This is a genomic window from Planctomycetota bacterium (genome assembly GCA_039819165.1).
In the GTDB taxonomy this organism is placed as follows: domain Bacteria; phylum Planctomycetota; class Phycisphaerae; order Phycisphaerales; family UBA1924; genus JAHCJI01.
Genome location: JBCBSM010000002.1, coordinates 194,419 through 218,388, shown reverse-complemented (window position 1 = coordinate 218,388; position 23,970 = coordinate 194,419). Strand labels below are relative to the sequence as shown.

At 71.2% G+C, this 23,970-nt stretch carries 24 protein-coding genes and 1 tRNA gene; 14 read left to right on the top strand and 11 right to left on the bottom strand.

The window, feature by feature from the left end; translation table 11 throughout:
* The first annotated feature begins 52 nt into the window (after nucleotides 1–52).
* Entirely contained in the window at nucleotides 53–1,609 is a 1,557-nt protein-coding gene (locus AAFX79_12365; protein MEO1009348.1) for an FtsX-like permease family protein, read from the top strand.
* Here the strand turns inward: AAFX79_12365 and AAFX79_12360 are convergent.
* From AAFX79_12360 to gcvH, 3 genes are read right to left on the bottom strand one after another with little or no spacing between them, the layout of a single operon-like run.
* The gene (locus tag AAFX79_12360; protein MEO1009347.1) at nucleotides 1,606–4,374 is read right to left on the bottom strand and encodes an FtsX-like permease family protein; all 2,769 of its coding nucleotides are present in this window, start codon (nucleotides 4,372–4,374) and stop codon (nucleotides 1,606–1,608) included. The genes AAFX79_12365 and AAFX79_12360 overlap by 4 nt on opposite strands.
* Nucleotides 4,322–5,104, bottom strand: coding sequence for an ABC transporter ATP-binding protein (locus AAFX79_12355; protein ID MEO1009346.1), 783 nt, complete (start codon nucleotides 5,102–5,104; stop codon nucleotides 4,322–4,324). Before AAFX79_12355 ends, AAFX79_12360 begins: the two co-directional genes overlap by 53 nt.
* Nucleotides 5,094–5,471: a glycine cleavage system protein GcvH gene (gene gcvH / locus AAFX79_12350; GenBank protein ID MEO1009345.1), complete on the bottom strand. Its 378-nt coding sequence runs from the start codon at nucleotides 5,469–5,471 to the stop codon at nucleotides 5,094–5,096. The genes AAFX79_12355 and gcvH overlap by 11 nt, the downstream gene beginning before the upstream one ends.
* Before the next feature lie 295 nt (nucleotides 5,472–5,766).
* Here gcvH and AAFX79_12345 point away from each other — a divergent pair, with 295 nt between their 5' ends.
* The 3 genes from AAFX79_12345 to AAFX79_12335 are packed head-to-tail and all read left to right on the top strand — an operon-like array spanning nucleotide 5,767 to nucleotide 8,467.
* A complete protein-coding gene (locus AAFX79_12345; GenBank protein MEO1009344.1) occupies nucleotides 5,767–6,915 on the top strand; it encodes a hypothetical protein in 1,149 nt (382 codons plus the stop codon).
* A gap of 5 nt (nucleotides 6,916–6,920) precedes the next feature.
* Entirely contained in the window at nucleotides 6,921–7,706 is a 786-nt protein-coding gene (gene cmk / locus AAFX79_12340) for a (d)CMP kinase (protein ID MEO1009343.1), read from the top strand.
* Complete coding sequence (locus tag AAFX79_12335) at nucleotides 7,703–8,467, top strand: lysophospholipid acyltransferase family protein (GenBank protein ID MEO1009342.1); 765 nt, start codon at nucleotides 7,703–7,705, stop codon at nucleotides 8,465–8,467. Before cmk ends, AAFX79_12335 begins: the two co-directional genes overlap by 4 nt.
* A 19-nt stretch (nucleotides 8,468–8,486) precedes the next feature.
* Here the strand turns inward: AAFX79_12335 and AAFX79_12330 are convergent, their stop codons facing one another.
* Nucleotides 8,487–9,320, bottom strand: coding sequence for a M48 family metalloprotease (locus AAFX79_12330; GenBank protein MEO1009341.1), 834 nt, complete (start codon nucleotides 9,318–9,320; stop codon nucleotides 8,487–8,489).
* Nucleotides 9,321–9,405: 85 nt separating this feature from the next.
* Nucleotides 9,406–10,269 (bottom strand): sulfite exporter TauE/SafE family protein, encoded by an 864-nt coding sequence (locus AAFX79_12325; protein MEO1009340.1) that lies wholly within the window; start codon nucleotides 10,267–10,269, stop codon nucleotides 9,406–9,408.
* Between the two features lie 281 nt (nucleotides 10,270–10,550).
* Here AAFX79_12325 and AAFX79_12320 point away from each other — a divergent pair, with 281 nt between their 5' ends.
* The gene (locus AAFX79_12320) at nucleotides 10,551–11,294 is read left to right on the top strand and encodes a 3D domain-containing protein (GenBank protein ID MEO1009339.1); all 744 of its coding nucleotides are present in this window, start codon (nucleotides 10,551–10,553) and stop codon (nucleotides 11,292–11,294) included.
* 92 nt (nucleotides 11,295–11,386) lie between these two features.
* On the opposite strand, the gene AAFX79_12315 is transcribed toward AAFX79_12320, so the two are convergent.
* The 6 genes from AAFX79_12315 to AAFX79_12290 all read right to left on the bottom strand — a co-directional run bounded on the left by AAFX79_12315 (nucleotide 11,387) and on the right by AAFX79_12290 (nucleotide 16,245).
* Nucleotides 11,387–12,217, bottom strand: a complete 831-nt coding sequence (locus AAFX79_12315; protein ID MEO1009338.1) for a hypothetical protein — start codon at nucleotides 12,215–12,217, stop codon at nucleotides 11,387–11,389.
* A gap of 10 nt (nucleotides 12,218–12,227) precedes the next feature.
* Nucleotides 12,228–13,544 carry a homogentisate 1,2-dioxygenase domain-containing protein gene (locus AAFX79_12310; protein MEO1009337.1) on the bottom strand — a complete coding sequence of 439 codons (1,317 nt, stop codon included), beginning with the start codon at nucleotides 13,542–13,544 and terminating at the stop codon, nucleotides 12,228–12,230.
* 115 nt (nucleotides 13,545–13,659) lie between these two features.
* A complete protein-coding gene (locus tag AAFX79_12305; protein ID MEO1009336.1) occupies nucleotides 13,660–14,100 on the bottom strand; it encodes a thiol-disulfide oxidoreductase DCC family protein in 441 nt (146 codons plus the stop codon).
* Nucleotides 14,097–14,951: an ion transporter gene (locus AAFX79_12300; protein MEO1009335.1), complete on the bottom strand. Its 855-nt coding sequence runs from the start codon at nucleotides 14,949–14,951 to the stop codon at nucleotides 14,097–14,099. Before AAFX79_12300 ends, AAFX79_12305 begins: the two co-directional genes overlap by 4 nt.
* Before the next feature lie 129 nt (nucleotides 14,952–15,080).
* On the bottom strand, nucleotides 15,081–15,977 hold the full coding sequence (locus AAFX79_12295) for a hypothetical protein (protein MEO1009334.1): 897 nt from the start codon (nucleotides 15,975–15,977) through the stop codon (nucleotides 15,081–15,083).
* A gap of 195 nt (nucleotides 15,978–16,172) precedes the next feature.
* Nucleotides 16,173–16,245: transfer RNA gene (locus tag AAFX79_12290), tRNA-Thr, on the bottom strand.
* A gap of 147 nt (nucleotides 16,246–16,392) precedes the next feature.
* Here AAFX79_12290 and AAFX79_12285 point away from each other — a divergent pair.
* From AAFX79_12285 to flgK, 9 genes are all read left to right on the top strand, one after another.
* Nucleotides 16,393–16,620, top strand: coding sequence for a hypothetical protein (locus AAFX79_12285; protein MEO1009333.1), 228 nt, complete (start codon nucleotides 16,393–16,395; stop codon nucleotides 16,618–16,620).
* Nucleotides 16,620–17,399: a flagellar hook basal-body protein gene (locus AAFX79_12280; GenBank protein MEO1009332.1), complete on the top strand. Its 780-nt coding sequence runs from the start codon at nucleotides 16,620–16,622 to the stop codon at nucleotides 17,397–17,399. The genes AAFX79_12285 and AAFX79_12280 overlap by 1 nt, the downstream gene beginning before the upstream one ends.
* A gap of 40 nt (nucleotides 17,400–17,439) precedes the next feature.
* Entirely contained in the window at nucleotides 17,440–18,252 is an 813-nt protein-coding gene (gene flgG, locus AAFX79_12275; GenBank protein ID MEO1009331.1) for a flagellar basal-body rod protein FlgG, read from the top strand.
* 76 nt (nucleotides 18,253–18,328) lie between these two features.
* On the top strand, nucleotides 18,329–19,354 hold the full coding sequence (gene flgA / locus AAFX79_12270) for a flagellar basal body P-ring formation chaperone FlgA (GenBank protein ID MEO1009330.1): 1,026 nt from the start codon (nucleotides 18,329–18,331) through the stop codon (nucleotides 19,352–19,354).
* Between the two features lie 14 nt (nucleotides 19,355–19,368).
* Nucleotides 19,369–20,022, top strand: coding sequence for a flagellar basal body L-ring protein FlgH (locus AAFX79_12265; protein ID MEO1009329.1), 654 nt, complete (start codon nucleotides 19,369–19,371; stop codon nucleotides 20,020–20,022).
* Nucleotides 20,023–20,077: 55 nt separating this feature from the next.
* Entirely contained in the window at nucleotides 20,078–21,238 is a 1,161-nt protein-coding gene (locus AAFX79_12260; protein ID MEO1009328.1) for a flagellar basal body P-ring protein FlgI, read from the top strand.
* Between the two features lie 2 nt (nucleotides 21,239–21,240).
* Nucleotides 21,241–21,684, top strand: a complete 444-nt coding sequence (locus AAFX79_12255; protein MEO1009327.1) for a hypothetical protein — start codon at nucleotides 21,241–21,243, stop codon at nucleotides 21,682–21,684.
* On the top strand, nucleotides 21,681–22,193 hold the full coding sequence (flgN, locus tag AAFX79_12250; protein MEO1009326.1) for a flagellar export chaperone FlgN: 513 nt from the start codon (nucleotides 21,681–21,683) through the stop codon (nucleotides 22,191–22,193). The genes AAFX79_12255 and flgN overlap by 4 nt, the downstream gene beginning before the upstream one ends.
* 27 nt (nucleotides 22,194–22,220) lie before the next feature.
* Entirely contained in the window at nucleotides 22,221–23,960 is a 1,740-nt protein-coding gene (gene flgK, locus AAFX79_12245; GenBank protein MEO1009325.1) for a flagellar hook-associated protein FlgK, read from the top strand.
* Nucleotides 23,961–23,970 lie beyond the last annotated feature (10 nt).

Genomic DNA, 23,970 nt, shown 5'->3' with positions numbered 1-23,970 from the left:
AGCATACCCCTCCCTGCGAGTCCCTGTTTCCCGTTGCGATACCCTTGCCGCGATGTATGCCGCCCTGCTCGCCCGCAAGTACCTCACCACCAAGGTCATCCCGCTGCTGGCCGCGTTCGCGGTGACGCTGTGCGTCGCGACGGAGCTGATCGTGTGGTCGGTCATGGGCGGCTTCCTGGCCAACCTCGTCGACGAGGGGCGGCGGATGGACGGCGACCTGCGGATCACCTGGGAGCACGTGGGCTTCGCGCACTATGCGGACCTGGTCCATCGGCTCGAGGCCGATCCGGCCGTTGCCGCCGCCACGCCGCTCATCGAGACGCTTGGACTTATCGGTCTTCCCAACGACCGGCGCTTGAGCGTGCAGCTGCTGGGCATCGAGCCGGCGAGCTACGCCGAGGCCACGATCTACGCCGATTCGCTCTACTGGCGGCCGCAGACCGAGCCCAACCGCCTCGACGAGGACCGCGAGGATCCGCGGCTTCGGGAGGACAACCACGACATCCTGGCCGGGTGGCTGGCGGATGGAGCACGGCTGGACGAGTTCGATCCGGATACCGGGGCGACCAAGGCGGCCATCGTCATGGGCATCGCGTCGGCGGGCTGGAACCAGCGGCAGCCCGGCAACTGGTACCTGCCCCGCTACAACGAGCGGCTGCTGGCCGACGGCGGCGTGCGGCCCGCGCCGCAGTACCTGCCGCGGACGAGCGTCGCCGTTACGGTGCTGCCTCTGGGGCGGGGGGGCAACGCCGACGAGCTGGACCTGCGGACGCTCGAGTTCCCCGTCGCCAACGAGCTGTACACGGGCAACTACGCCGTCGATGCGCGGCAGGCCTTCGTGCCGCTCTCGGTGCTCCAGGACATGCTCCAGATGGGCCCGGCCAAGCGAGTCGCGCCCGGGCAGAGCCCCTTCGCCGTGCAGGTCGATGACGAGGGCCGCGAGAGCTTCGGGCTGCCCGAGATCGCCGGCGAGGCCCCGGCCCGGGTGACCGACGTGCTCGTGCGCGCCGCCCCGGGCGTGTCGCCGGTAGACCTCGAGGCCGTGTGCCTACGGGTGTACGAGGACTTCGAGGCCGACCATCCGGGCGACGTGCCCATCCCGCAGTACATCGGCCTAAACACCTTCGAGGAGCGCAACGCGGGCTTCATCGCCGCGGTGCAGAAGGAGACCACGCTTGTGCTGTTCATCTTCGGCGTGGTGAGCCTGACCAGCGTGTTCCTGGTGCTGGCGATCTTCTGGGCGATGGTGAGCGAGAAGACCCGCGACATCGGCATCCTGCGGGCCATCGGCGCCAGCCGCACGGGCGTGGCGGCGGTGTGGGTCGGTTACGGCCTTGCGATCGGCATCGTCGGTTCGGCGCTCGGTTCGGCGCTCGCAGCGATCGTGGTGAGCAACATCAACCCGATCCACGAGTGGCTCGGCGCGGCGCTGGGCGTGCAGATCTGGGATCCCAACGTCTACTACTTCACGACGATCCCGACCGACCTGGACGCCTTCAAGTTCGCGGTCATCGCCGCGAGCGGCGTGGTCGCCAGCGTGCTCGGCGCCCTCGTACCCGCGGCCCGTGCGGCGCTGATGGACCCGGTCAAGGCGCTCCGCTTCGACTAGCTTCCGCGGGCGGCGAGCAAATCAAGAGGCCGGCGGCGGGCGAGCCGCGCGACGGCGGGGGTGGCCGCCAGCAAGGTGAGCACCAGCACGAGGCCCCAGCTGGCGAAGAGCTGCGGCCACGGCGGCCGGAGCTCGAACTCCAGGCCCACGAGCAGCGCGTACAGCCGCTTGCCGGCCCAGGCCGATTGCGTGCCCAGCGCGGTGCCCAGGATCATCGCGGTGATGGCGACCAGGACGGCCTCGCCCAGCACCAGCCGGCCGATGGCGCGGCGGGTGGCGCCGATGGACCGCAGCACGCCGAACTCGTAGCGGCGGGCTTCAATGCCCGCGACGATCAGATTGGCTACGCCGAAGCAGGCGACGAGCATCGCCATGACGGCGACGGCCGCGAAGACCAGCAGCGTGCTGCCCGCAAACGTCTGGATCTCCTGCTTGATCTGCCGGCCGCTGCCCGCATCCAGGATGCCCGCGCCGAAGAGCGTCTCGCGGATCTCGCGGACGGCCAGTTCGTCGTCGTAGCCGTCCTGCAGGTCGATCTGGATGAGGTTGACCGCGTCGGAATTGAACAGCCGCTTGAGGTCGGCTCGGGTGCCGAAGACGGCGTGGATCGCCTGCTTGGCGAGGTCCTCGCCCGAGTTGAAGAACTGGCTGACGATCTCGAGGCCCGGGCTGGTGATGACGCCGGCGATCTCGAATTCGTAGGTAGCGTCGTCGTAGGTGCAGCGAAACGTGTCTCCAAGGCCCAGGCCCTGCGCGACGAGGAATTCGCGGGCGACGAGGATGGCGTTGCCCTCTTCCAGCTTGGCGAGCGCGTCCTCCTGGTTGCCCTGCACCCACACCACCCGGGTCATGTCGAAGAACGGCTCGGGCTCGAAGGCGACGAAGGTCGTCTGGTAGCTCTGGATGGCTCGCACGCCGAAGGCATCGGTGCGGACGGGCAGCAGCGTCACGGCGCAGGTCTGCTCGACGAAGGGCAGCTCGTCGAGGGCCTGCTTGCTCTCCTCCGAGAGGTTCAGGCCGTTAACGAAGGCATCGGGGAACTCGATCTTGCCCAGCCAGTCCCGCAGGATGGCGCCGCCGGTGATCCAGTTGGAGATCATCAGCGCCAGGCCCGTCATGAGCGCGCCAGCGGTGAAGCCGAAGCGGTTGGGCGTCGCGCGAACCGAGCGGGCCAGCAACCTGGGCGGCAGCCCCAGCAGCGCGGACAGCGCGGGCGAGAGCACCCGGCTGACCAGCAGCACCAGCGGCGGACCCAGCAAGAAGTAGCCCACGAACATCAGCGGCAGGCCGGCGAGGGCGTACGTCCAGAAGATGAACTGGCCGTCGTCGGGCAGGCCGACTAGCAGCAGCTGCGCCGCCACGAACCCCAGCCCCAGCGTGAGCAGCGCGAGCACGCCGTGGATGCGGACGCTCCGGGCCCGGGCGGCCATCGCCTCCAGCGGGCTGGTGCGTGCGGCGCGGATGGCCGGCCAGAGCGCCCCGAGCAGGCCGGCGGCGATCGACCCGAAGAACGCCAGCGCCAGCCACTCGATGGGCGTGTGCAGCCCGGTGGGCAGCACCTCGCGGAAGTACCACGCGCCCGAGGCGGCGATGGCGATGCCCAGCGGCACGCCGAGCGTCGCGCCGATCACGCCGATGAGCAGCCCCTCGACGAGCTGGCCCTCGGCGATCTGCCCGCGGGAGGCGCCGATGCAGCGGAGCATGCCCAGCTCCCGCTGCCGCTCGGCCACGTTGGTGCCCAGCCCGGTCAGGATGATGAAGGCGGCCGACAGCAGCGCGAGCATGATCGCCAGGAAGAGCCCGAGCTGGCTGGACTTCATGTTCTTATTGAGCCCGCTGGTGATCCGCTCGGTCGTCTGCAGCAGGGCGCCGGCGGGCACGTCGTCCTTGCGGGCGTCGGCGATGGCCTGCGGATCGACGCCCGGGGCGACCTTGAGGTCGATCTGGCTGAGCACCGCGTCCTGGTCGAAGGCGCCGCGGACGCCTTCGAGCGTGAGGAAGGCCTGCGGTCGCCCGCCCAGCGGCGGCGGCTCGCTCATGCCGACGACGGTGAACGTCTCGCTCTGGAAGAACCGCTTGCGGAGCACCACGTCGTCGCCCAGGCGGATGCCCAGCAGCCGGTTGCGAACCTCGGCCTCCCCGGCGTCGGCGGGGGGCTCGCCGGTCGTGATTGGGTCAGGGACCGGTTCGTCGCCCGGTCGCTGGATGAGCGGGTCGGGTCGATCGACGACGCCCAGCTTGCGGGCCTTGGCGAGGCTGCCCTCCCAGGTCAGCCGGCCGGCGAGCGTGGCGTCGAGCACGATCTCGTTCGCCGCCTGCGGCGCACGCCCCGCGAGGATGCGGATGGGGCGGATGGCCTGCTCGGCTTCGGGGTCGACGCCGATGCCAATGGCATTGACGCGGAAGGGCGTGGGCGTGCGCGCGTAGACGCCCGATTTCTCGTCGAGCAGCCAGGGATCGCGCTGGACGTAGAGGGCCATGTCCCGCGAGAGCCTGGGGGCGACGGCCTCGATCTCGGGCCAGGTGCGCACCTCGTCGGCGATCGAGGCGGGCATGGTGCCACCGCGGCCGGCGGGCGAGAGCCGCAGCTCGGCCGCGCCGAAGGTGCGGTCCATGCGGACGGTGATGGCGTTGTTGGCCGATGCGAGCGCGCTGGACACCGCGGCGATGAGGGCCGCCGAGAGCGCCACGGCGCCGACGAGCAGGGCGTTCCTAACCCGCCTTCGCCACGCGCTGGTGATAGCGAGCCGCCACGCCGGCCGCATCCAGTCCCTCCGTTTCGATCTGCCCATCGAGCACGCCGTCGCGCATGAGCAGCACCCGCTCGCAGTGGACGGCCGCCGCGGGCTCGTGCGTCACCATCAGCACGGTGGAGCGCTGCTCGCGGGCGAGCTCGGCCAGCAAGCCCCACAGCAGCTCGCTGGTCTGCGAATCCAGGGCGCCGGTCGGCTCGTCGGCCAGGATGACCCCCGGCCGGAACAGCAGCGCCCGCGCGATGGCGACGCGCTGCTGCTCGCCGCCCGAGAGCGCATCGGGTCGGTGGTCGGCCCGGTCGCCCACGCCCAGCCGGCCGAGGAGCTCGGCGCTGCGGTCGGCCAGTGTCTTGGCGGGCTCGCCCGCGAGGGCGCCGGGCAGCTCGACGTTTTCGCGGGCCGTCAGCGTGGGGATGAGGTTGAACTGCTGGAAGATGACGCCGATGGTGCGGCGGCGGTAGGCGGTGGCTTCCCTCTCGGAGAGCGCTTCGACGCGAACGCCGGCGACCTCGATGCTGCCGGCGTCGGGCACGTCCATGGCGGCCATGAGGTGCAGCAGCGTGCTCTTGCCGCTGCCCGACTGCCCCATGATCGCGTAGAAGCCCGGGCCCTCGATCTCCATGTCGAGCCCGCGCAACGCCTCGACGCGGCGATCGCCCAGCGTGTAGCTCTTGCGCACGCCCCGGCAGCGGATGGTGGCGTCGGAGCCGCTCGGGCGATGGTCGTCCGGGTCAGCCGGCATGCTTCTCGTACGCATCGGCGTCCATGAGGGCGTCGAGCTCGCCGCTCTCGGTCGCCTTGATCTTGACGAGCCAGCCGCCGCCGTAGCAGTCCTCGTTGATGAGGCCCGGGTTGTCGCCGAGCTTCTCGTTGACCTCGAGGATCTCGCCGGTGACGCCCGAGAAGATGTCGCTGGTGGTCTTGACGGATTCGACCTCGCCGATGGGATCGCCCTTGGCGACCTGCGTGCCGGCATCCTTCATCTCGACGTAGGTGACGTCGGTGAGCTGGTCGACGGCGAACTGGGTGATGCCGATGGTCACGACGTCGCCGTCCTGCTTGTGCCATTCGTGCGAGTCGCTGTAGCGGCGGTCGTTGGGAGCGGGCATGCGAGCCCTCCTGGTCTGGGCTGTTCTCTGGGCCGGTCTCTGGGCTGCGGCTCGCGGGACAGCCGGCGGGCCGCTTCGTGCGAATCGACGCCCCCGCGCACGCCTCCCGAGAACCCTTCGTGGGATGCGCGGTGCCGGCATTGCTAGGCGCTAGGAGCCGCCGACGCGTGGTGCGGCAATGCTAACCGGGCCGTCGGGGCGGCGTTGCGGCGGCGGGGAGCCCCGCCGACTCTGGATTGGGGGCGTGGCGAAGGCAACGCGGCGGGTGTGTGTTCGGCCGTCTACAGTGCCCGCGATGCTGCTCGCCCTCGCGGTGCGGAGCCTCCGGTCGATGCTCGTCGGCCCGCAGGCCACGCTCACCCTCACCGATGTGCCGGCCTTCGCCTACGAGCAGCTCGGGCTGCACGGCTTGCTGCTCTCGGCCGACCTGCTGGCCGGCAAGTCCCGCGACGACCTAACCAAGCTCCGCGACGCCGCCGATCGCGCACGGTGTTCGTGCCTGGTGCTCGTGGAGGACCAGCCCCAGCCGCTCTTCGAGGGCGACGGCGCCGCGGTCTCGGAGCGGATTCGCCGCGTGCTGGCGGCCTCGACCCTGCTGGGCTGCAACGCCGCGGGCGTAGCCATCGAGGCGCCCGATACCGAAGAGGCCTTCGAGGCCGTGGCCGACCGGCTTCGGGCGCTCATGGGCGACGCCGAGCGGCGGGAGCTCAACCTGCTGCTGATGCCCAGGCCGGGCCTGACCGAATCCCCCGAGCGGCTGACGCAGCTGCTCAAGAAGGTCGGCGGATTCCGCGTGGGCACGCTGCCCGAGTTCGCCACCGCGGCCAAGGCCGAGGATCCGGCGGCCTACCTCCGCAAGGTGACGCCCTACGCGTCGGCGGTGATCGCCTCGACGCTGGGATTCCGTGCGATCGAGGGCGACCTGGCCGACGAGGCCGCGATCGTCGAGCACGAGGGCTTCGATCTCGCCGAGACGCTCGAGGCCATCGCGGCGGTGGGCTACGACGGGGCGGTTGCGCTGGACTATCAGGGCGACGGGGACGTCCGCCTCAACCTGACCCGCAGCCGCGTGGGCTTCCAGAACGCGATGGAGGGCAAGGCCGGCCCGATCTCGCTCATCGAGGACGCCGACGACGACGAGCTGGATGCCGCCGCGGCGGCCTTGCTCGACGCGATCTTCGCCGAAGAGGGGGCCGAGGAAGGAGCCGAGGAGGGGCCCGAGGACGGCGGAGAGGACGGCGAGAAGGACGGCTCCGGCGAAGGTGGCGACGAAGGCCCGCACGGCGAGGACGCCGGATCGGATCCGGCAGCCACCTCCGACGCGGATGGTCCGGAGGACGGCGAGGCCGCCCCCAAGAAGCCGGCCTCCAAGAAGTCGTCCCGCAAGAAGGCCCCGGCCAAGGCGTCGGCCTCCGACACGTCCGACGGCGAGGACGGACAATGATCGGCGTGGGCGAGTCCGCGAGCGTCGCGTCCCCGCCGGACGCGATCGAGGTGCAGCCCACGGTCGCCGAGTGCAGGCAGGACGATGTGATCCCACGAGGCGTCGACATCATCGTGACCATTGACGGCCCGGCGGGCACCGGCAAGAGCACGGTGGCCCAGGCGCTCGCCGATCGCCTGGCGCTCGACCTGCTCGACACCGGCGCCATGTACCGCGCGGCGGCGGCGATCCTCATCGAGCGGGACCTGATGGCCGCCGTCGAGCGGGGCGACGCGGCCCGTGCCGTCGAGCTGGTGACCGATGCCGACCTCCACTTCGACTGGACCTACGACCCGCCGGCGATCATGGCCTGGTTCGAGCCCATCAACGAGCGCATCCGCACGCCGGACGTGACCGCCGCGGTGTCGGCCGTCGCGCGGATCCCCGAGCTGCGGCGGCACATGGTCCGCAAGCAGCGGCTTATCGGCCAGCAGCACCCGCGGCTGGTGACCGAGGGCCGCGACCAGGGCTCGGTGGTGTTCCCCGATGCGCTGGTCAAGTTCTACCTCGAGGCCGACCTCCGCGTCCGGGCGACGCGGCGGGCCGCCCAGCTCCGCGAGGCGGGCTATGAGAAGGGCGTAGACCGGCTGATGGCCGAGCTGCAGGCCCGCGACGAGGCCGACCGCGGCCGCGCGGAGGGCCCGCTGGTGTGCCCCGACGACGCGATCGTCGTCGATACCACCGCCCTCGAGTTCGACGAAGTCGTCGCGCGGCTGGAGCGCGACGTACTCGGCCGAGTCGGCGTGGCGTGAGCGCGGCGGCCGTGGCGCAGCGTGGCGGAGAACCCTTTAATAAAGGTGACTCGTCCGCGGACGGCCCGCAGCCCACGATGCGCTGGCACTACGCGCTCGGGCGTCGGCTGCTGCTGGGCTACTTTCGCGGCCTGCACGGCGTGGTGTACATGGGGAGCGAACGCATCCCGCGGCACGGCCCGGTGCTGGTGGTCGCCAACCACCAGTCGTACTACGACCCGCCGCTGATCGGCTCGGGCATCGGCTGCCGGCCGCTGGACTTCCTGGCGCGGGCTGGGCTGTTCCGCGTCCCGCTGTTCGGGCGGTTCATCCGCGCCTTCAACGCCTTCCCCATCAAGGAGGACACCGGCGACCGGGCCGCAATCGAGGCGGTGGTGCGGCGGCTCCAGGCCGGCGGTACGGTGCTCGTGTTCCCCGAGGGCCGCCGCACTAGGGACGGCCACCTCATGCCGCTCAAGCGGGGCGTCGCCCTGGTGCTGCGGCGCGCCAAGGTGCCCGTTGTGCCCGTTGCCATAGACGGCGTCTTCGACGTCTGGCCGCGGCACCGGGCGCTGCCCACGCCCTTCGCCGGGCCCATGGGGGTGCACTATGGCGAGCCCATCGAACCCGGGGACCAGCCGCGTGACGCCGACGCGCTGCTCGCGATGCTGCACGACCGGCTGGAGGCCCAGAAGCTCGAGATCCGACTCGAGCTGCTCAAGCGGAGCGAGGGCACATTCCCGCGACCGCTGCCGCCGGTGAGCCCGCCGACGCTGGATTGAGCCCGCTCGATCCGTCCGGCTACTGCATGCTGAGCAGGGCCTGGATGCGTTTCTCGGTCGGCGGGTGCGTCGCGAAGATGTTGCTGAGCATCCGCGAGCCCGTGAACGGCTCGACGATGAACAGGTTGTTCTGCGCGGGATTCGGGTTCTGCATCGGGATCCGCTTGGACATCGCCTCGAGCTTCTGTAGCGCGCCGATCAGGCCGTGCGGCGAGCCGGCGATGCGGGCGCCGTGGGCGTCGGCGACGAATTCTCGGGAGCGGCTGATCATGGCCTTGATGACCACGGCACCCACGGCCGCCAGGATGACGGTGCCGAGCATCACCAGCGGGTTGCCGCCCTCGCGGTTACCCCCGCCGAAGAAGAGCGCGAACTGCGCGAGCATGGCGAGCACGCCCGAGACCGTGGCGGCGATGGTGCTGATGAGCGTGTCGCGGTTCTTGACGTGCGCCAGCTCGTGGGCCATCACGCCGCGGAGCTCGTCGGCCGTCAGCAGCTGCAGGGCGCCCTCGGTGACGGCCACCGCGGCGCGGCTCGGGCTGCGGCCCGTCGCGAAGGCGTTGGGGGCCTGCTGCGGGCACACGAAGACGCGGGGCATGGGCAGGTTGGCCCGCTGCCGCAACTCGTCGACGAGGTCGTACAGCCGCCCGCCGGTGACCTCCTGGCCCCGCATGGCGGCGATGGCGATCCTGTCCGAGAACAGGAACGCACCGACGTTCATGATGAGCGCCAGGACCAACGCGGGGATGATTGCCTGCGGTCCTCCGAAGGCATACCCCACGGCCAGGATGAGGCCCATCAGGCCGCCCAGCAGCAGCGCGGTCTTGGCGTTGTTGATCAGCGAGACGGACATCGTGTCCCTCCGGTGGTGCGCACGGCGGCATGGCCGTGCGCGATCGTGCAACGGATCTGCATACGCCGCGCCAGTGCTGGGGTTCTCAGGGTGGCGGTTGCACCGCCGCGGGGGCGTCGGAAGGCGGCGGTGGGACGTCCTGGTTGCGCTTGGCGAGCGCATCGCCCGCCATTCTGACAGCTACGAGGAAGAGCGCGCCGGCGACCACGAGCCGGACGACCTGCAGCGGCAGGCGGTGCGTGAGCGCCGCGCCGAGCCGCGCGCCGAAGAACGCCGTGGGCGCGAGGGCGGCCGCGATGACCAGGGCATCCACGAAGGAGCGTCCGTGGCTTCCCAGGGTCGCGAGCTTGAGCGAGGCGCCGATGATGGCCGTCAGCACCATGACGGCCGAGCTTGTCGCGATGGCGTTGCGGATGGGCAGCCGGCACAGCAGCTGCAGCAGCGGCACCATGAGCACGCCGCCGCCGATGCCGAGCAGGCCCGCAACCACCCCCGTACCCCCGCCGATGCCGATCAGCCGCGGGGGCGTGAGCTTCTCGTTCTCGCGGGCGGGCTCCGGAGCCCTCCGGAAGTACCGCACGAAGGTCATGATCGCGTAGCCCGCGATGAAGGCGGCCAGCAGCTTGCGGAGCGTCAGCCCGTCGATCCAGTTGGAGGCCAGCACGCCGACGACGATCGCCACGGCCATCGCCGGCAGGATCACCACGAGCGCCTCGCGGCGGATGGCCCGCGCCCTGTGGTGCCTCAGCGCCGCGGGGAAGCTCACCGCGACGTTGACGACCATGGCGGCCGCCATGAAGAGGTGCTGGGCGGTGCCGGGCTCCGCGTCGTCGAGAAGCAGGGCCAGCGCGGGCAGCATGATGAGCGACCCGCCGATGCCGGCCAGGCCGCCGAGAACTCCCGCGGCCGCGCCGATAACCAGGCAGATCAAGACTTCTGTGAGGGTCATGCGGGGCAACGGTACCGGCGCAGCGCATCGCGGGCCCGCCATCGCTTGACGGCATGGGCCGATGGGGGCAGGTTTGCCTCCAGCCGGGGGCGTTCCGGGCCGACGAGCGTCCAGACGGGGAACACCACCGCCGTGCGGTCGGTTGGCGTCGTCCTGGGATAGCCTTGGGCGACCAGCGAGATCGACCGCCGGAATGGGCGGACTTCCCTCTGCGGCGACGCGGGCGACGGTTCGAAGCCGCGTGCGCGTCCGAGTGATCGGCCGACAAGCGGAGATCGGTGGTGGCTGGAACAACCCAAGATCCGAAGGTCGAGTCGAAGCGCGTCGTGCGGGTGGACGTGCCGGTCGTGGGGCACCGCCCCTCCGGGCTCATCGAGCCGGCGCATGACCTGCCCGGGGCCATCGAGCCCGCGTCGCGGCCCCTCCTCGTGGATGCGCCCCGGCGCGGCCGGGTGCCCAGCCGCGTCGGCCTCCTCTGGTCGCTCGCCGCCGTCGCGACGATCGCGTCGGCCATTCTCACCAAGGAGTTCGGCACCACGCGGCCCATGGCGATGCTCGATCGCGGCACGACGGCATCGGCGACGGCCGTCGCGACCAGCGCTCCCGCGGCGGGTGCATCGGACCAAGAGATCGCCGAGACGCGGTGGTTCGACGGCCGCCCCGTCCGCCCGGCCCGCACCATCATGATGCGGGTGACGGCCTACTCGCCCCACGCGGCCTCGTGCTACCCCTACGCCGACGGCCAGACCGCGACGCTCCACAGCGTCTACACCAACGGCGGCATGCTGGTCGCGGCCGACACCGACGTGCTGCCCTTCGGCAGCATGCTGACGATCCCGGGCTACGACCAGGGCCGCATCGTGCCGGTGCTCGATCGCGGCGGCGCGATCAAGGGCAACCGCCTCGACGTGCTCTTTCCCACGCACGAGGCGGCCCTGGAGTGGGGCGTCCGCGACGTTCCGGTCGTGGTCTGGGAATTCGCCGACGGCAAGCCCGCGGTGGATCCGCGGAAGCTGCGCAGCTGAGCAAGAGCCGCAACGCTGACCATCCGACCGAGCCGCATGCATATGCACGCGGACCAACGCAGCGAATACCAAGATCGGAGACGCCCCGGAACCTACCGAGGCACGCTTGCGCGCTCCGCGGGCGGCGGCGCGACGGCATCGGGCTCGCCGGCGTCCGCATCGAAGAACCCCTCGGGCACCTCGGCGGGCTGGAAGTCCCGCCACTCGACGCGCACGGTGGCCTCGACCTCGGGCGCGAGGTAGGGCGGGTAGTCGAAGGGGCCGGGCTCGGTGCGCGCGGGGTTGCGGACGACGCTGGCCGCCACGCGGACGGTGGCGAGCCAGGCCTCGGGCGCGTCCTCGTCGGCCAGCCGCCGGGCCATGCGGCTCGTGGTCGCCACCTGCGTGGGCAGCGAGAGCGGCCGGCCCGAGGCGGGATCGAAGATCTGCACGCTGGCGGCGGCGCGGGCGGCAGACGAGCCGCTGGTCGGCATGGTCACGCCCAGCACGCGGACGAGCCATCGCCGCTCGCCGGCGAGGCCCTGATTGGCCTTCTCGATCCACTCGCTCGCCGCGCGGTCATAGGCCAGTCGGTCGGCCTGGGTCGCCCGCGGCATGCCGCCCAGTTCGACGGCGGCCCGGCGGCGGAGCGTGTGCAGCAGCGCGTTGGGCGAGGCCAGCGGGTCCACCGGCTCGGGGGCCATCTGCGGCGGGGCCGCGAAGCCCAGGTTGCGGAGCATCTGCACCGCGTCGGCCAGCCGCTGCACCAGCAGCGATCGCTCCTCTTCGAGCGCCGCCACGCGGGCCTCGAGTTCGGCGATCCGCGCCTCGGCGTCGGCCGCGGCGTCGCTGGGTTGCGCGGGAGCCTGGGCGAGGCCCTCGCGGGCGATCAACGCCATCATGCACGCCGCGATGATGGGCACGACCCGGTTGCGTCGGTTCACGAGTGCGGCCTCACTGGCTGGGGCTGGTCTGGTGGTGGGCGGCGGCGGGCGAGGCCTGGGCGTGGCCGTTGGCCGATCCGTTGGCGGTGCCGTTGGGCGCAGGTGCGCTCAGCCACGAGGCGGGGTACGCGTGGTCGTCCATCGCCAGCGCCGCCTTCGTCGGGTACATCGGGCGGAATGTGTCGCACATCACCGCGAGCTCGTCGGTCCACTTCGCGCCCAGGCTCTTCTCGACGGTGCCGGGATGCGGCCCGTGCGGGATGCCCTGGGGATGCAGCGTGATCGAGCCCTGCTCGATGCCCTTGCGGGCCTTGTAGTTGCCCTCGACGTAATAGAGAATCTCGTCGCTGTCGAGGTTGCTGTGGTTGTACGGCACCGGGATCGCCTCGGGGTGGAAGTCCAGGGCGCGCGGGCAGAACGAGCAGATCACGAAGTTGTGGCCCTCGAAGGTCTGGTGGATCGGCGGGGGCATGTGCAGCTGCCCGGTGATGGGCGCGAAGTCCATGATGTTGAAGACGTAGGGGTAGTAGCAGCCGTCCCAGCCCACGATGTCGCAGGGGTGGTACTCGTAGCTGTACGAGTGCACGGTGTTGCGGGCCTTGATGCGGACCTCGAACTCGCCCAGATCGTCGGTGAACAGCGGGTGGGCGTCGTCGGCGAAGGGGACGACGAGGTCGCGCTCGCAGTAGGGCGCGTGCTCGAGGAACTGGCTGGTCTTCTTGGAGAGGTACCGCGGCGGCGGCAGGATGTGGCTGGCGTTGGCGGTCTCGAAAAGGATGAACTTGCCGAGGGGCATGTCCGCCCTGGCGTGCCCGCCGAACTGGTCATCGTCTCCGCTCGCCGGCCGCTCGTCCCAGGTAATCTGGTAGATGATGCCCTTGGGCATCACGATGTAGTCCTTGGGGCCGAAACGCAGCGTACCCATGAAGCTGCGAACCGTGCCGCTGCCGAAGTGCACGAAGAAGCACTCGTCACCCTGGCCGTTCTTGAAGTGGTAGCCCATCTGCTCGGCGGGGTTGCACACGGCCATCTCGACGTCGCCGTTGCCGAAGAGCACGACGCGGCCGGTGATGCTGTCACCCTGGGGCGGCGTGTGGGCGCCCGCGGTCTTGAGGTGCCGCATCCGCATGGTGTCGACCTCGACGTACTCGGGCGACGTGCCGTACAGACTCTTCCAGTTGGTGACCTGCGTGGGCGGGTGGATGTGGTACATCGTGGACGTGGGGCCCACGAAGCCCTCGGTGCCGAAGAGCTCCTCGGAGTACAGCCTGCCATCGGGCCGGCGGAACTGGGTGTGCCGCTTCCGGGGAAGGCTGCCGAGCTTCATGTAATAGGCCATTGTTTGGTGTCCTTTCGCGGATTGCACCAAATTGTACACGGTGTCTTGTATCCGGCGGTGCGCAGCCCGGGCCCGCTGGTTCCCGCAGTTGCGCGGGGGATGCCTAGCCCAGCATCGACCGGGCCTCGCCGTCGGTTTCGAGGATCCGGCTGCGCTCGGCCTCGGTCGGGCGGCGGCAGGTGTCTCGGGTGCCGAAAACGCGATAGCGATTGCGGGCAATGACCCGGTACGCCAGGTCGCGGATCGGCCGGGGAATCACCCGCAGCACGCCCGCGAGCGACCAGGGCGGGCCCAGCTCCCGGGCGATCGCCAGCACGGCATCGCTCCGCAGCAGCGCCCGGCCGCCGCGGACGACCACGATGGTGTCGGCCTCGGGCGGCACGCCGGTCCGCTCCAGCAGGTGCGCGCCCGCGTCGGACTGCAGCGCCGCGTATCGCAGCCGCCCATGGCGATCCTTGCGGAGCAGGAAGTCGACGAGCCCGTTGCACAGCCCGCAGATGCCGTCGAAGAGGACGATGGGCGGATGGTCGCCCGCCTCGCTCACAACTCCGTCCCGCACGCCTTGCAGAACTTCGCGTCCGGATCGTGGCCCTCGGCGGTGCAATTGGTGCAGGTCCTGGTCGAGACCGCGGGCTGGGGGCCCCGCCGGGCGGTGATCTCGGCCGACAGGATGCCGGTGGGCACGATGATCAGCGAGTAGCCCAGCAGCACGAGGATGGCCGTGGTCATCTTGCCCAGCACGGTGATGGGGGTGACGTCGCCGTAGCCCACGGTGGTCATGGTGATGATCGACCAGTACATCGCCTCGGGCATGGTGGAGAAGGGATCGTTGGTCGGGCCCTCGACGACGTGCATGATGGCGCTGCAGATGAGGTTGATGATCAGCACCGTCGTTAGGAAGACCGCGATCTTGTGGCGGCTCTCGTACACCGCCATCTGCAGCGCCCGCGCCTCGGTCAGGTAGCGCGCCAGCTTGAGCACCCGGAAGACCCGCAGCACCCGCAGCGTGCGGACCACCAGCAGCCGCTCGCCCCCCGGCACCAGCAGCCCGATGAAGGCCGGCAGGATCGACAGCAGGTCGATGATGCCAAAGAAGCTGAAGGCGTACCGCAGGGGCCGCTTGGCGACCGCGAGCCGGGTGATGTACTCGGCCGTAAACAGCAGCGTGAAGGCCCACTCGGCCGCGAAGAAGGCGTGGGCCCACGCGCCCAGGTCGGGCAGCGTGCTGAGCACCACCACGAGCACCGACGCCAGGATGGCGATGATCAGCGCCACGTCGAAGAACTTGCCGGCCGGCGTGTCGGCCTCGAAGATGATCTCGTAGATCCGCTCGCGACGCGTCAGCGGGCGGTCCTCGGACGGTTCGGCGAGGTGGGGATACGGACCCTCGGGCATGCCCGCAGCGTACGCGGCGTGGTGCCGCACCGATCGCACGGCCCCGGAAGGACAACGCGGCCGCCGGCGTGATGGGCCGGCGGCCGCGTTGATGTCTGTGTGCGGCGTAGTCCGGAGAGCGGCGTGCTCCTAGTAGATGACGCGGACGTCGTCCACGCCGACGATGGCGTCGCCGTCGCTGGTCTCGCCGGTGATCTCCAGCTCGGTGGTGTCGATGGCCAGCGCGCCGGCCGCGGTCAGGTCGCGGACCTTGCCAAAGTCGAAGATCACGTCGAGCAGGCCGTCGCAGTTGATGTCGAAGCAGAACGAGTTGACCGCGGAGATGGCGCCCGAGAGCAGCGGATCGCCCAGGGTGACGGTGCTCTCGAGGATGGTGGTGGCGTCGAAGTCGCACGTCGAGAACACGCCCACGCGGGCCGGGCCCCGGCCGTGCAGCACCAGCGGCTCGGTGATCGGGAAGGGCCACCACCAGTTGTACGGGCGGAAGTCGGCGAAGACGTCGATGGGCTCGCTGACCTGGACGACGGTGATGCTGTCCAGGGCGGCGTCGCCCGGCGCGCCGGCGTTGCTGAAGGTCGCGCTGGCGATGTCGTTGCCCTCGAACACGAACGACAGCGTCTCGAAGCCGAAGGTGCCCGTCAGGGGATCGAAGGTGGCCGCGCCGTTCGCCGTGCCGAGGGCGGCGCCCGCGGCGTCGAAGGCCGTCAGCGAGACGGTCGACCCGCTGGCGTAGACCACCGACAGCTCGGCGACGGGGCCGTCGAAGGAGATGTCGCCCGAGAGCGAACTCGAGGACGCGACGTTCGAGCCGACGCCACCGGGCGGCGTGGTGGGCGTCGGGAAGGGGAAGAAGAAGATGCCCCACACCGAGCTATCGAAGGTGATGGGCGTGCCCGGGATGGCGCCGAGCGCGGGCGTTGGTGTGACGTCGTTGAAGTCTGTCGAGAAGGTCGTGCGGATCTGGGCGGACGCCGGAGCCGCAACGGCGGCGGCAAGGGCGCACGCGGACAAGCATCGGAACAGCATGATCACATCTCCTCGTGTTGGTCCTCGCAGGGCGCGCCGAACCGGCGCTGGGCGCGATAGTACCCGAAACGCCAGACGCGCACCAACCGTAATAGATGCTGGATTTCCTGATTCTGTGGGCAATTCGGTCGCGTTTGATGCCGGCGCAGCGGACGGCGATCGGTGCGCCCTGGACCTGCGAAATGCGGCGCGCAGAGCCACCTGTCGGACTCGAACCGACGACCTGCGGTTTACAAAACCGCTGCTCTACCAGCTGAGCTAAGGTGGCCTCGCGCGGGCGCGCGGCGGTGCATTGTCTGCGCCCTGGCGAGCGCCGTCCATGCCCGCCGTCGCGCGCCGGGCGGCCATATGCGCCCTGGCACGCGGATTGTGGAACGCCTCCGAGCCGCCCCTGCCGCGGCGAGGAGGGCCGCCGATGCGCCCGCACCGGTCAATGAGCCATTTCGCGAAATCACACGAGTGCGGCGAGAGCGGCATCGTCGCGCGGCTCGCGCACGGCGCCGACGTCGCCGGGATGCTCCGCCGCGGCGAACTCGCGGGCCAGGCCCTCGCGCTCGCCCAGCGGCTGGCCGCGGAGCATGGGTCCGAGAAGTCGCTCGGCCCGGCCGCGGGGGCCGGCTCGCTGCGGGCGGGGGCCAACTGATGGTCCAGGGCTTCCGCATCGCGGCGTCGGGCGCCATGGTCGCGCTGCACCGCACCGACGTGCTGGCGGCCAACCTCGCCAACGTCAACACCATCGGATTCAAGCCGGATAGCGCCGCCGCCCGGGCCCGCGACGTGGTCCGCGTCGAGGACGGCGTGGGCTTCCTGCCCAGCGACCCGCTGCTCGAGCGGCTGGGAGCCGGCGTGATCGCCGGCCCGCCGCGGGTCTCGTTCGCGCAGGGGCCGCTTCAGCGGACGGGCAACGACTTGGACGTCGCGCTCGAGGGCGAGGGCTTCCTGGCGGTCCGCAGCACGACCTCCTCGGAGGGCGAACTGCTCCGGCTGACGCGGGACGGGCGGCTGACACGGGACGACCGCGGCCTGCTGGTGCAGGCGGCGTCGGGCCTGCCGGTCGTCAACGCGGCCGGCCAGCCCATCGCGTTGCCCGAGGGCAAGATTGTGGTCGACGGCGACGGCACCATCCGCGACCCCGGCGGGGGCGTGATCGATCGGCTACGCCTCGTCGGCGTGCCCAACACGGCCGTGCTGCGGAAGCTTGGCGAATCGCTGTATTCGGCCCCGCCCGAGGTGATCGACGGCCAGGTGCCGCCGCCCGCGCGGGTCCGCCAGGGCATGCTGGAGGGGTCGGCGGTCGATCCCGTCCGCGCGATGATGGACGTGACCAACGCCGGCCGGTCGGTGTCGGGCAACGCGCGGATGATCGGCTACCACGACCAGATCCTGGACCAGGCGATCAACACGTTCGCGCGGGTGTCGTAGCCCGATCGCGGAGCCGGCCGAGAGCCGACGAGGAGAGCCCATGGCCGCCATTGCCCTGCAATCCGCCGCTTCTGGCCTGAGCGCCCTGTCGACGAAGCTCGACGTGATCGCCAACAACCTGGCGAACGTCAACACCGACGGCTTCAAGGCCAGCCGCGCGAACTTCCAGGACCTGCTCTACGTCGAGCGGCAGCAGCCCGGCGTCGAGACGGCGACGGGCGATCAACGGCCGACGGGGCTGTACGTGGGCCTGGGCGTCCGCGTCTCGGGCACGCAACTCAACTTCGAGCAGGGCTCGCCGGTGACGACGGGCAAGGACCTCGACCTATTTATCGAGGGCGACGGCTTCTTCAAGGTGAACGTCGAGGACGCGTTCGCCCCGGGCGGCGTGGCCTACACGCGGGCGGGCAACTTCGCGCTCAACTCGGATGGCGATATCGTGCTGGCCAACAGCGAGGGCCGCCGGCTGGAGCCCAGCCTGACCGTGCCCACCGACGCGATCCGGCCGATCCAGATCTCGGCCGACGGCATCGTGTCGATCCGCCAGCCGGGCAGCGAGACGCCCACCGAGATCGGCCAGCTCGAGCTGGCGACCTTCATCAATCCCGCGGGCCTCAAGCAACTGGGGTCCAACCTCTTCGGCGAGTCGGTGGCCTCGGGCCCGCCCATCGAGGGCAACCCGCTGGAGGACAACCGCGGCGGCATCCGCCAGGGGCTGCTCGAGTCGAGCAACGTCGACCCGACGCGGGAGTTGATCGAGCTGATCCGCACGCAGCGGGCCTTCGAGATGAACAGCCAGTCGATCCGCGCCGCCGACGAGGCGCTGTCGACCATCGCTCAGCTGCGGCGGTAGCCGCTCCGGTCGTCGCTCGTCCGCCGCCGGGAGCGGGCTGGCACGGCGATTGAGTGTGCGTGCACGGAGGCACGCCATGCGCAACGCGATCCATGCCATCCTGGGGCTGCTCGTGCTGTCTTCGGTCGGGCTCGCGCAGGCGGAGGCCATCCGCCTCTACAGCACCGTCGTCGTGCGGCCCGGCCAGGAACTCCGCCTGGGCGACGTGGCCGACCTGGGCGGCACGACGGCGGCGTCGCTCTCCGGCATCGTGATCGACGTGTCCACGCTGCCCGCCGACGCCGCGGGCTGGCGCCGGATCGATGCGCAGCGAGTGCGCGATCTGCTCGATGCGGCGCAGGATGCGCACCGCGGCCGGCTCGAGCTGCGCGGCGGGCCGTGCTACATCCGCGTCGCCTCGCCCGCGCCCGCGAACGAACGGAAGGACCATGCCGCCGTCCCGACCGGTCCGGCCTCCCCCGGCACCGTGCGGCATGCGGCCGAGCGCTGGATCGCCCGCACCGCCGGCGTGGCGCGCGGGGACGTCCGGATCGAGTGGCTCGCCGATGCCGAGGGGCTGCTCGACCGCACGCTCGACGGGCTGCTGCCCTACATCACCGACAGCGGCCGCTCGGGGCGCGTAGGCCTGCGGATCCGGCTGTACGACGCAGACGCGGTCGTCGTGGCCGAGGGCGAGGTGCGGGCCGAGGTCCGCGTGCGGCGGGACGTGGCGGTGCTCGTCCGCGACGTCGCCCGTCGGCGGACGCTGGCAGCGGAGGACGTTCGCGTCGAGCCCCGGTGGCTCTCGCCGACCGAGCGGGTCGCCGAGCCCGGAGGCGTCGTCGGGCGGGAAGCCTCGGGCAACCTGCGGGCGGGCTCCGTCGTCGCCGCCGGCGACGTGCAGACGGCGGTGGTCATCGAGCGGGGCGACCGCGTGCAGGTGCGGGTGCTCACGCCCACGGTGACCGCCATGGTGTTCGCCCGCGCCCTGGCGGATGGCCGGCCGGGCGAGACGATCGGCTTCGAGACGCTGGCGCCCGCGCGGCGGGACCGCATCCGCTTCCGGGCCCGGGTCGAGTCGGAGGGCCGGGCCGTATCCGTGACCATGGGGGGAGCGTCATGAGGATTGCGTGCGCGATGGTTGCAGTCTGCACGCTGGCGTGGGCCGCACCGGCCGATGCACAGCTGAACCGGCGTCCCAATCCCGCGCCGGCGTCGGGCGACCCCGCCGAGCCGTTGTACGGCATCTCGCTGTTCGCGGTGCGGCCGCCCGAGCCGCGGACCTACCAGCGGCACGACCTGATCACGATCATCATCAACGAATCCAGCCGCCAGGAGAGCGAGCAGACGCTCGAGACCGAGAAGGAGGTCGACGGCAACGCGACACTCGGCGGCCTCCTCGACATCGAGGATCTGCTCGAGCTGCGGCTGGCCGCCGGCAACATCAGCGATCTCGAGCTGCTGCGGTACGTGGCCGAGCGGGAATTCGAGGGCGAGGGCGAGTACGAGCGCACCGATCGCATCACCGATCGGCTGACCGCCAAGGTGCTCGACGTGAAGCCCAACGGCGTGCTGGTGCTCGAAGCGCGGCGGTTCACCCGCAGCGACGAGGAGGCCAAGACCGTCGTGCTCAGCGGCATGTGCCGCACCGAGGACATCACCGACCAGAACACCATCCAGTCCAACCAGCTCGCGGAGCTGCGGCTGGAAGTGATGCACGAGGGCGCGGTGCGGCGGGCGGCCAAGAAGGGCCCGCTGACGCGCTTCGTGGAGTGGATCCTGCCGTTCTGAATCGAGCAACACGTCCGCGGGCGGACGCCCGCGCACCCGATGACGCGGAGGACGCGTGGCACAGCCGAGCAACACCATCCAGCGCCTGCGTGCCGTCGTCGCGGCATCGCTCGGGGCGTGGGCCTCGTCGGTCGCCGCGGGGCAGGTAGGCCTCGATCCGGGCATCCAGATCCTGCCGCAGCGGGCCGAGTTGACCATCCGCGAACTGGTGGAGTTCGAGGGCGCCACGACGGCGGAGCTCGTCGGCGTGGGCCTGGTCACGGGCCTGCCGGGCACGGGCGACACCGCGGGCGAGACCGCCGTCACGCGGCCCATTGTCGAGGCGCTGCGGAGCCAGGGCGTCTCGGTGGCGGACCCCGAGGAGCTGGGCCAGTCCCGCGCGGCGGCGCTGGTGTGGCTGAGCGCGACGGTGCCGGCGTCGGGCGGCCGCGTGGGGGACCGCTTCGATCTGACCGTCAGCGCCGCCCTCGACGCGCAGAGCCTGGCGGGCGGCACGCTGCTGATCGCCCCGCTGCGGGGCCACCTGCCGGGCGACGCCGTGGTCGCCTTTGGCCGGGGCAACCTCAAGATCGATAACGAGCAGGCCGGCACGATCGCGCGCATCCCAGGCGGTGCGCAGCTCGTCGCGGACATCTCGACCTTCCGCCTCGGTGCGACGTTCAACCTGAAGGTGCGGCGGCAGTACGAGGGCTTCGCCGCCACCACGCTGGTCGCCTCGACGCTCAACGAGTCGTATTACAACAGCGACGAGCCGGGGTTGCCGCCGATCGCCGAGGCGCTCGACCACCGCACCGTTCGCGTCCGCGTGCCCGAGCCCGACCAGGACGCGATCCCCGAGTTCGTGACCTTCCTGCTGAAGCGCCGCGTGCGGGATACGGACCTGCTGAACCTGCCGGCGCGGGTGATCGTGAACCGCCGGACGGGCGCGATCGTTGCGACGGCCGACGTCGACATCAGCCCGGTAGGCGTGTCGCACGAGCGGCTGCAGCTGACCATCACCCAGCCGCCGCCCGTGCCGACACCGGAGAACCCGCTGCTCAGCACGGAGCGATGGGCGCAGCTCGATCCCGGCGCGCGACCCGCCGACCGTGCGCGGCTCTCGGATCTGCTGGCGGCGCTGCGGGCCCTGGACATGCCCGTGCAGGACCAGATCGACCTTCTCGCCATGATGCACCGCACCGGGGCGCTGCACGCCGAGCTGATCGAGGAGCAATAGCGATGGTCGGCCAGATTGGCGCAAGCTCGGTGTACGACTCGGCGTCTCTCGATGCGCGCGCGGGCTTCGCGGCCACGCCCGAGGTGTTGCTCGGCCGCCAGCGGGACTTCGCGTCGGTCATCTCCCGCGATGCGCAGCGGCAGGCGAACGCCGAAGCGCCCGATCCGGCCCGCAAGGCCGCCGAGGACTTCGTGTCGATGGCCTTCCTCGAACCGCTGCTGGCCGAGGTGCGCGCGGGCAACAACGCGGCCGAGCCCTTCGCTCCGGGACCGGCCGAGAAGCAATTCGGTGCGCTGCTCGACCGCGTGATGGCGCGGCAGATCGTGCGGGCGTCGCGGTTCGATCTGGTGGATCGGCTGGAGGCCGACCTCCGCCGCGAGCCGAGTGCGCCGCCCGATCGACCGCTGTCGGCCGCGCCGCCGGCACTGGAGGGGGTGATCGCATGACCGCCGCCGGAATGCTCGCGCGGCAGCTGACCGCGACGATCGACGCGATCGCGATGATCAACGAAGAGCTGGAGGCCCTCGCGAGCCGCCAGCGGGACGCGATGCGCCGCGTCGATGCCGATGCCGTCGCCGGCGTGACAACTGCGCAGCGGGCCGCCGGCGAGCAACTCGGCGGGCTGGAGATCGAGCGGCGCCGGCAGGCCGTCGCGCTCGCGTCGGCCCTGGGCGTGGGCGCGCACTGGTCGCTCGAGGACCTGTCGGGCGCGCTCCGCGCCCTCGACGCCGACGCGGCCGATGCCCTCGACGCCGCGGCCGCGCGAGCGCGGTCGGCGGTGCTCGCGGCCCAGCGTCGCCAGCGGGTGGTGCAGGCGGCGGCCTCGGGGTTGATGGCGCACCTGGACGGCCTTGCGCGGCAGGTGGCCGCACGAGTCTCGCAAGCCGGCACCTACGCGGCGACGGGCGCCATCGTCACCACCAGCACCGCGATGGGGGTGGATCTTGTCAGCTGACTTCGTGCGCACGAACGGAGAATCGTCATGGGCCTGACGTCGGCGATGCGGGTGGGCCAGTCCGCGCTGGCCGCCAGCCAGCTCGGACTCGAGGTCACGGGCAACAACATGGCCAACGTCGCCACGCCGGGGTACGCCCGGCGGCGGCTGGATCTCACGCCTCTCGAGGCGGCCGACCCAAGCTCCCGATTCCAGGCGGGCCTGGGCGTGGGCATCCGCGACCTGACGCGGACCATCGACGAGGCCGTCCTCGCGCGGCTCCGGGGCCAGTACGCCCGCGAGGCCGCCACCAACCAGTCGCTCACGACGCTTAGCCAGCTCGAGTCCTCCATCGGCGAGCTCAGCGACTTCGACCTGACCAGCCAGCTGTCGAGCTTCTTCGGCACCTGGTCCGATCGCAGCACGCTCGTGGCCGCCGACGGCGTCGTCGTGCAGCAGGCCGAGACGCTGGTGAGCAGCATCCGTCGGTTGCGGGACGACCTCGTCGACCAGAAGGTGCAGGGCGAGGCCCTGCTCGAGGACCTCGTGCCCCGCGTCGACGACCTGCTCGGCCAGGTGGCGTCGCTCAACGAGGGCGTCGCCCGCGCGGGCGTCAGCGGCGGCGACACGGCCAGCCTGCGGGACCAGCGGGACCAGGTCCTCGACGAGCTGGCCGGACTGATCGACATCGACACCATCGAACGCGGCGGCGGCCAGGTCGATGTCTACGTCGGGTCGACGCCGCTCGTGCTCGCGGGCGCGAGCCGCGGCATCGAGGCGCGGCGGGAGACCATCGATGGCGAATCGCAGCTCGTGCTTCGGGCCCGCGAGGACGGCGCGCCACTGCCGATACGCGCCGGCCGCATCGGCGCCCTGCTCCAGGCGGGTGACGAGGCCATCGGCGGCACCATCGACCAGCTCGACCGCCTCGCGAGCGAGCTGATCTTCCAGGCCAACCGGATCCACGCGACCGCGACCGGGCCCGACGGGCTGCGGGAGGCGGCCAGCCAGGTCGCGACACCGCCCGAGGATCGCGGCCTGGCGCTCACCGACCCGGCCAACGCGACCTTCGCTGAGCTCCCCTTCGAGATCACCAATGGTTCGTTCCTGGTGCAGGTGCACGATCGCGCGTCGGGCACCGTCACGTCGACGCGGATCGAGGTCGACCTCGACGGCATCGCCGACGACGGAACGGCCGGCGGCGGCGACGACACGACCCTCGAGAACGTCCGCGCCGCGCTCGACGCCGTCGATGGCGTGCGGGCCGATTTCACCGCCGATGGCCGGCTGCGCATCCGCGGCGATGCGGGCACGCGGATCTCTTTCGGCGAGGATACCAGCGGGCTGCTCGGGGCTGTTGGCGTCAACGCCTTCTTCAGCGGCCGCGATGCCTCGGACATCGCCGTGCGGAGCGACATCGCCGGCGAGCCCGGTCTGCTGAACGTCGGCCGCATCAACGCCGACGGCGCCTTCGACGCCAGCGCGGCCGCCATCGACATGGCGCGGCTGCAGGACCGCACCTTCGACGCGGTGGGCGGCCAGAGCCTGCAGGGCTTCTGGGCCCAGGTCGCCGGCGACGTTGGCGCGCAGACGGATGCGGCCATCACCGATGCCGAGGCGAGCCGCGTCATCCGCGAGGCCATCGAGGGCCAGCGCGCCGCGGTCAGCGGCGTGAGCCTGGACGAGGAGGCCATCAACCTGAGCACCTACCAGCAGGCCTTCCAGGCCTCGGCGCGGTACATCTCGGTGCTCGACCAGTTGCAGCAGGAGCTGCTGGCGATCTTCTAGCGGACGCCGA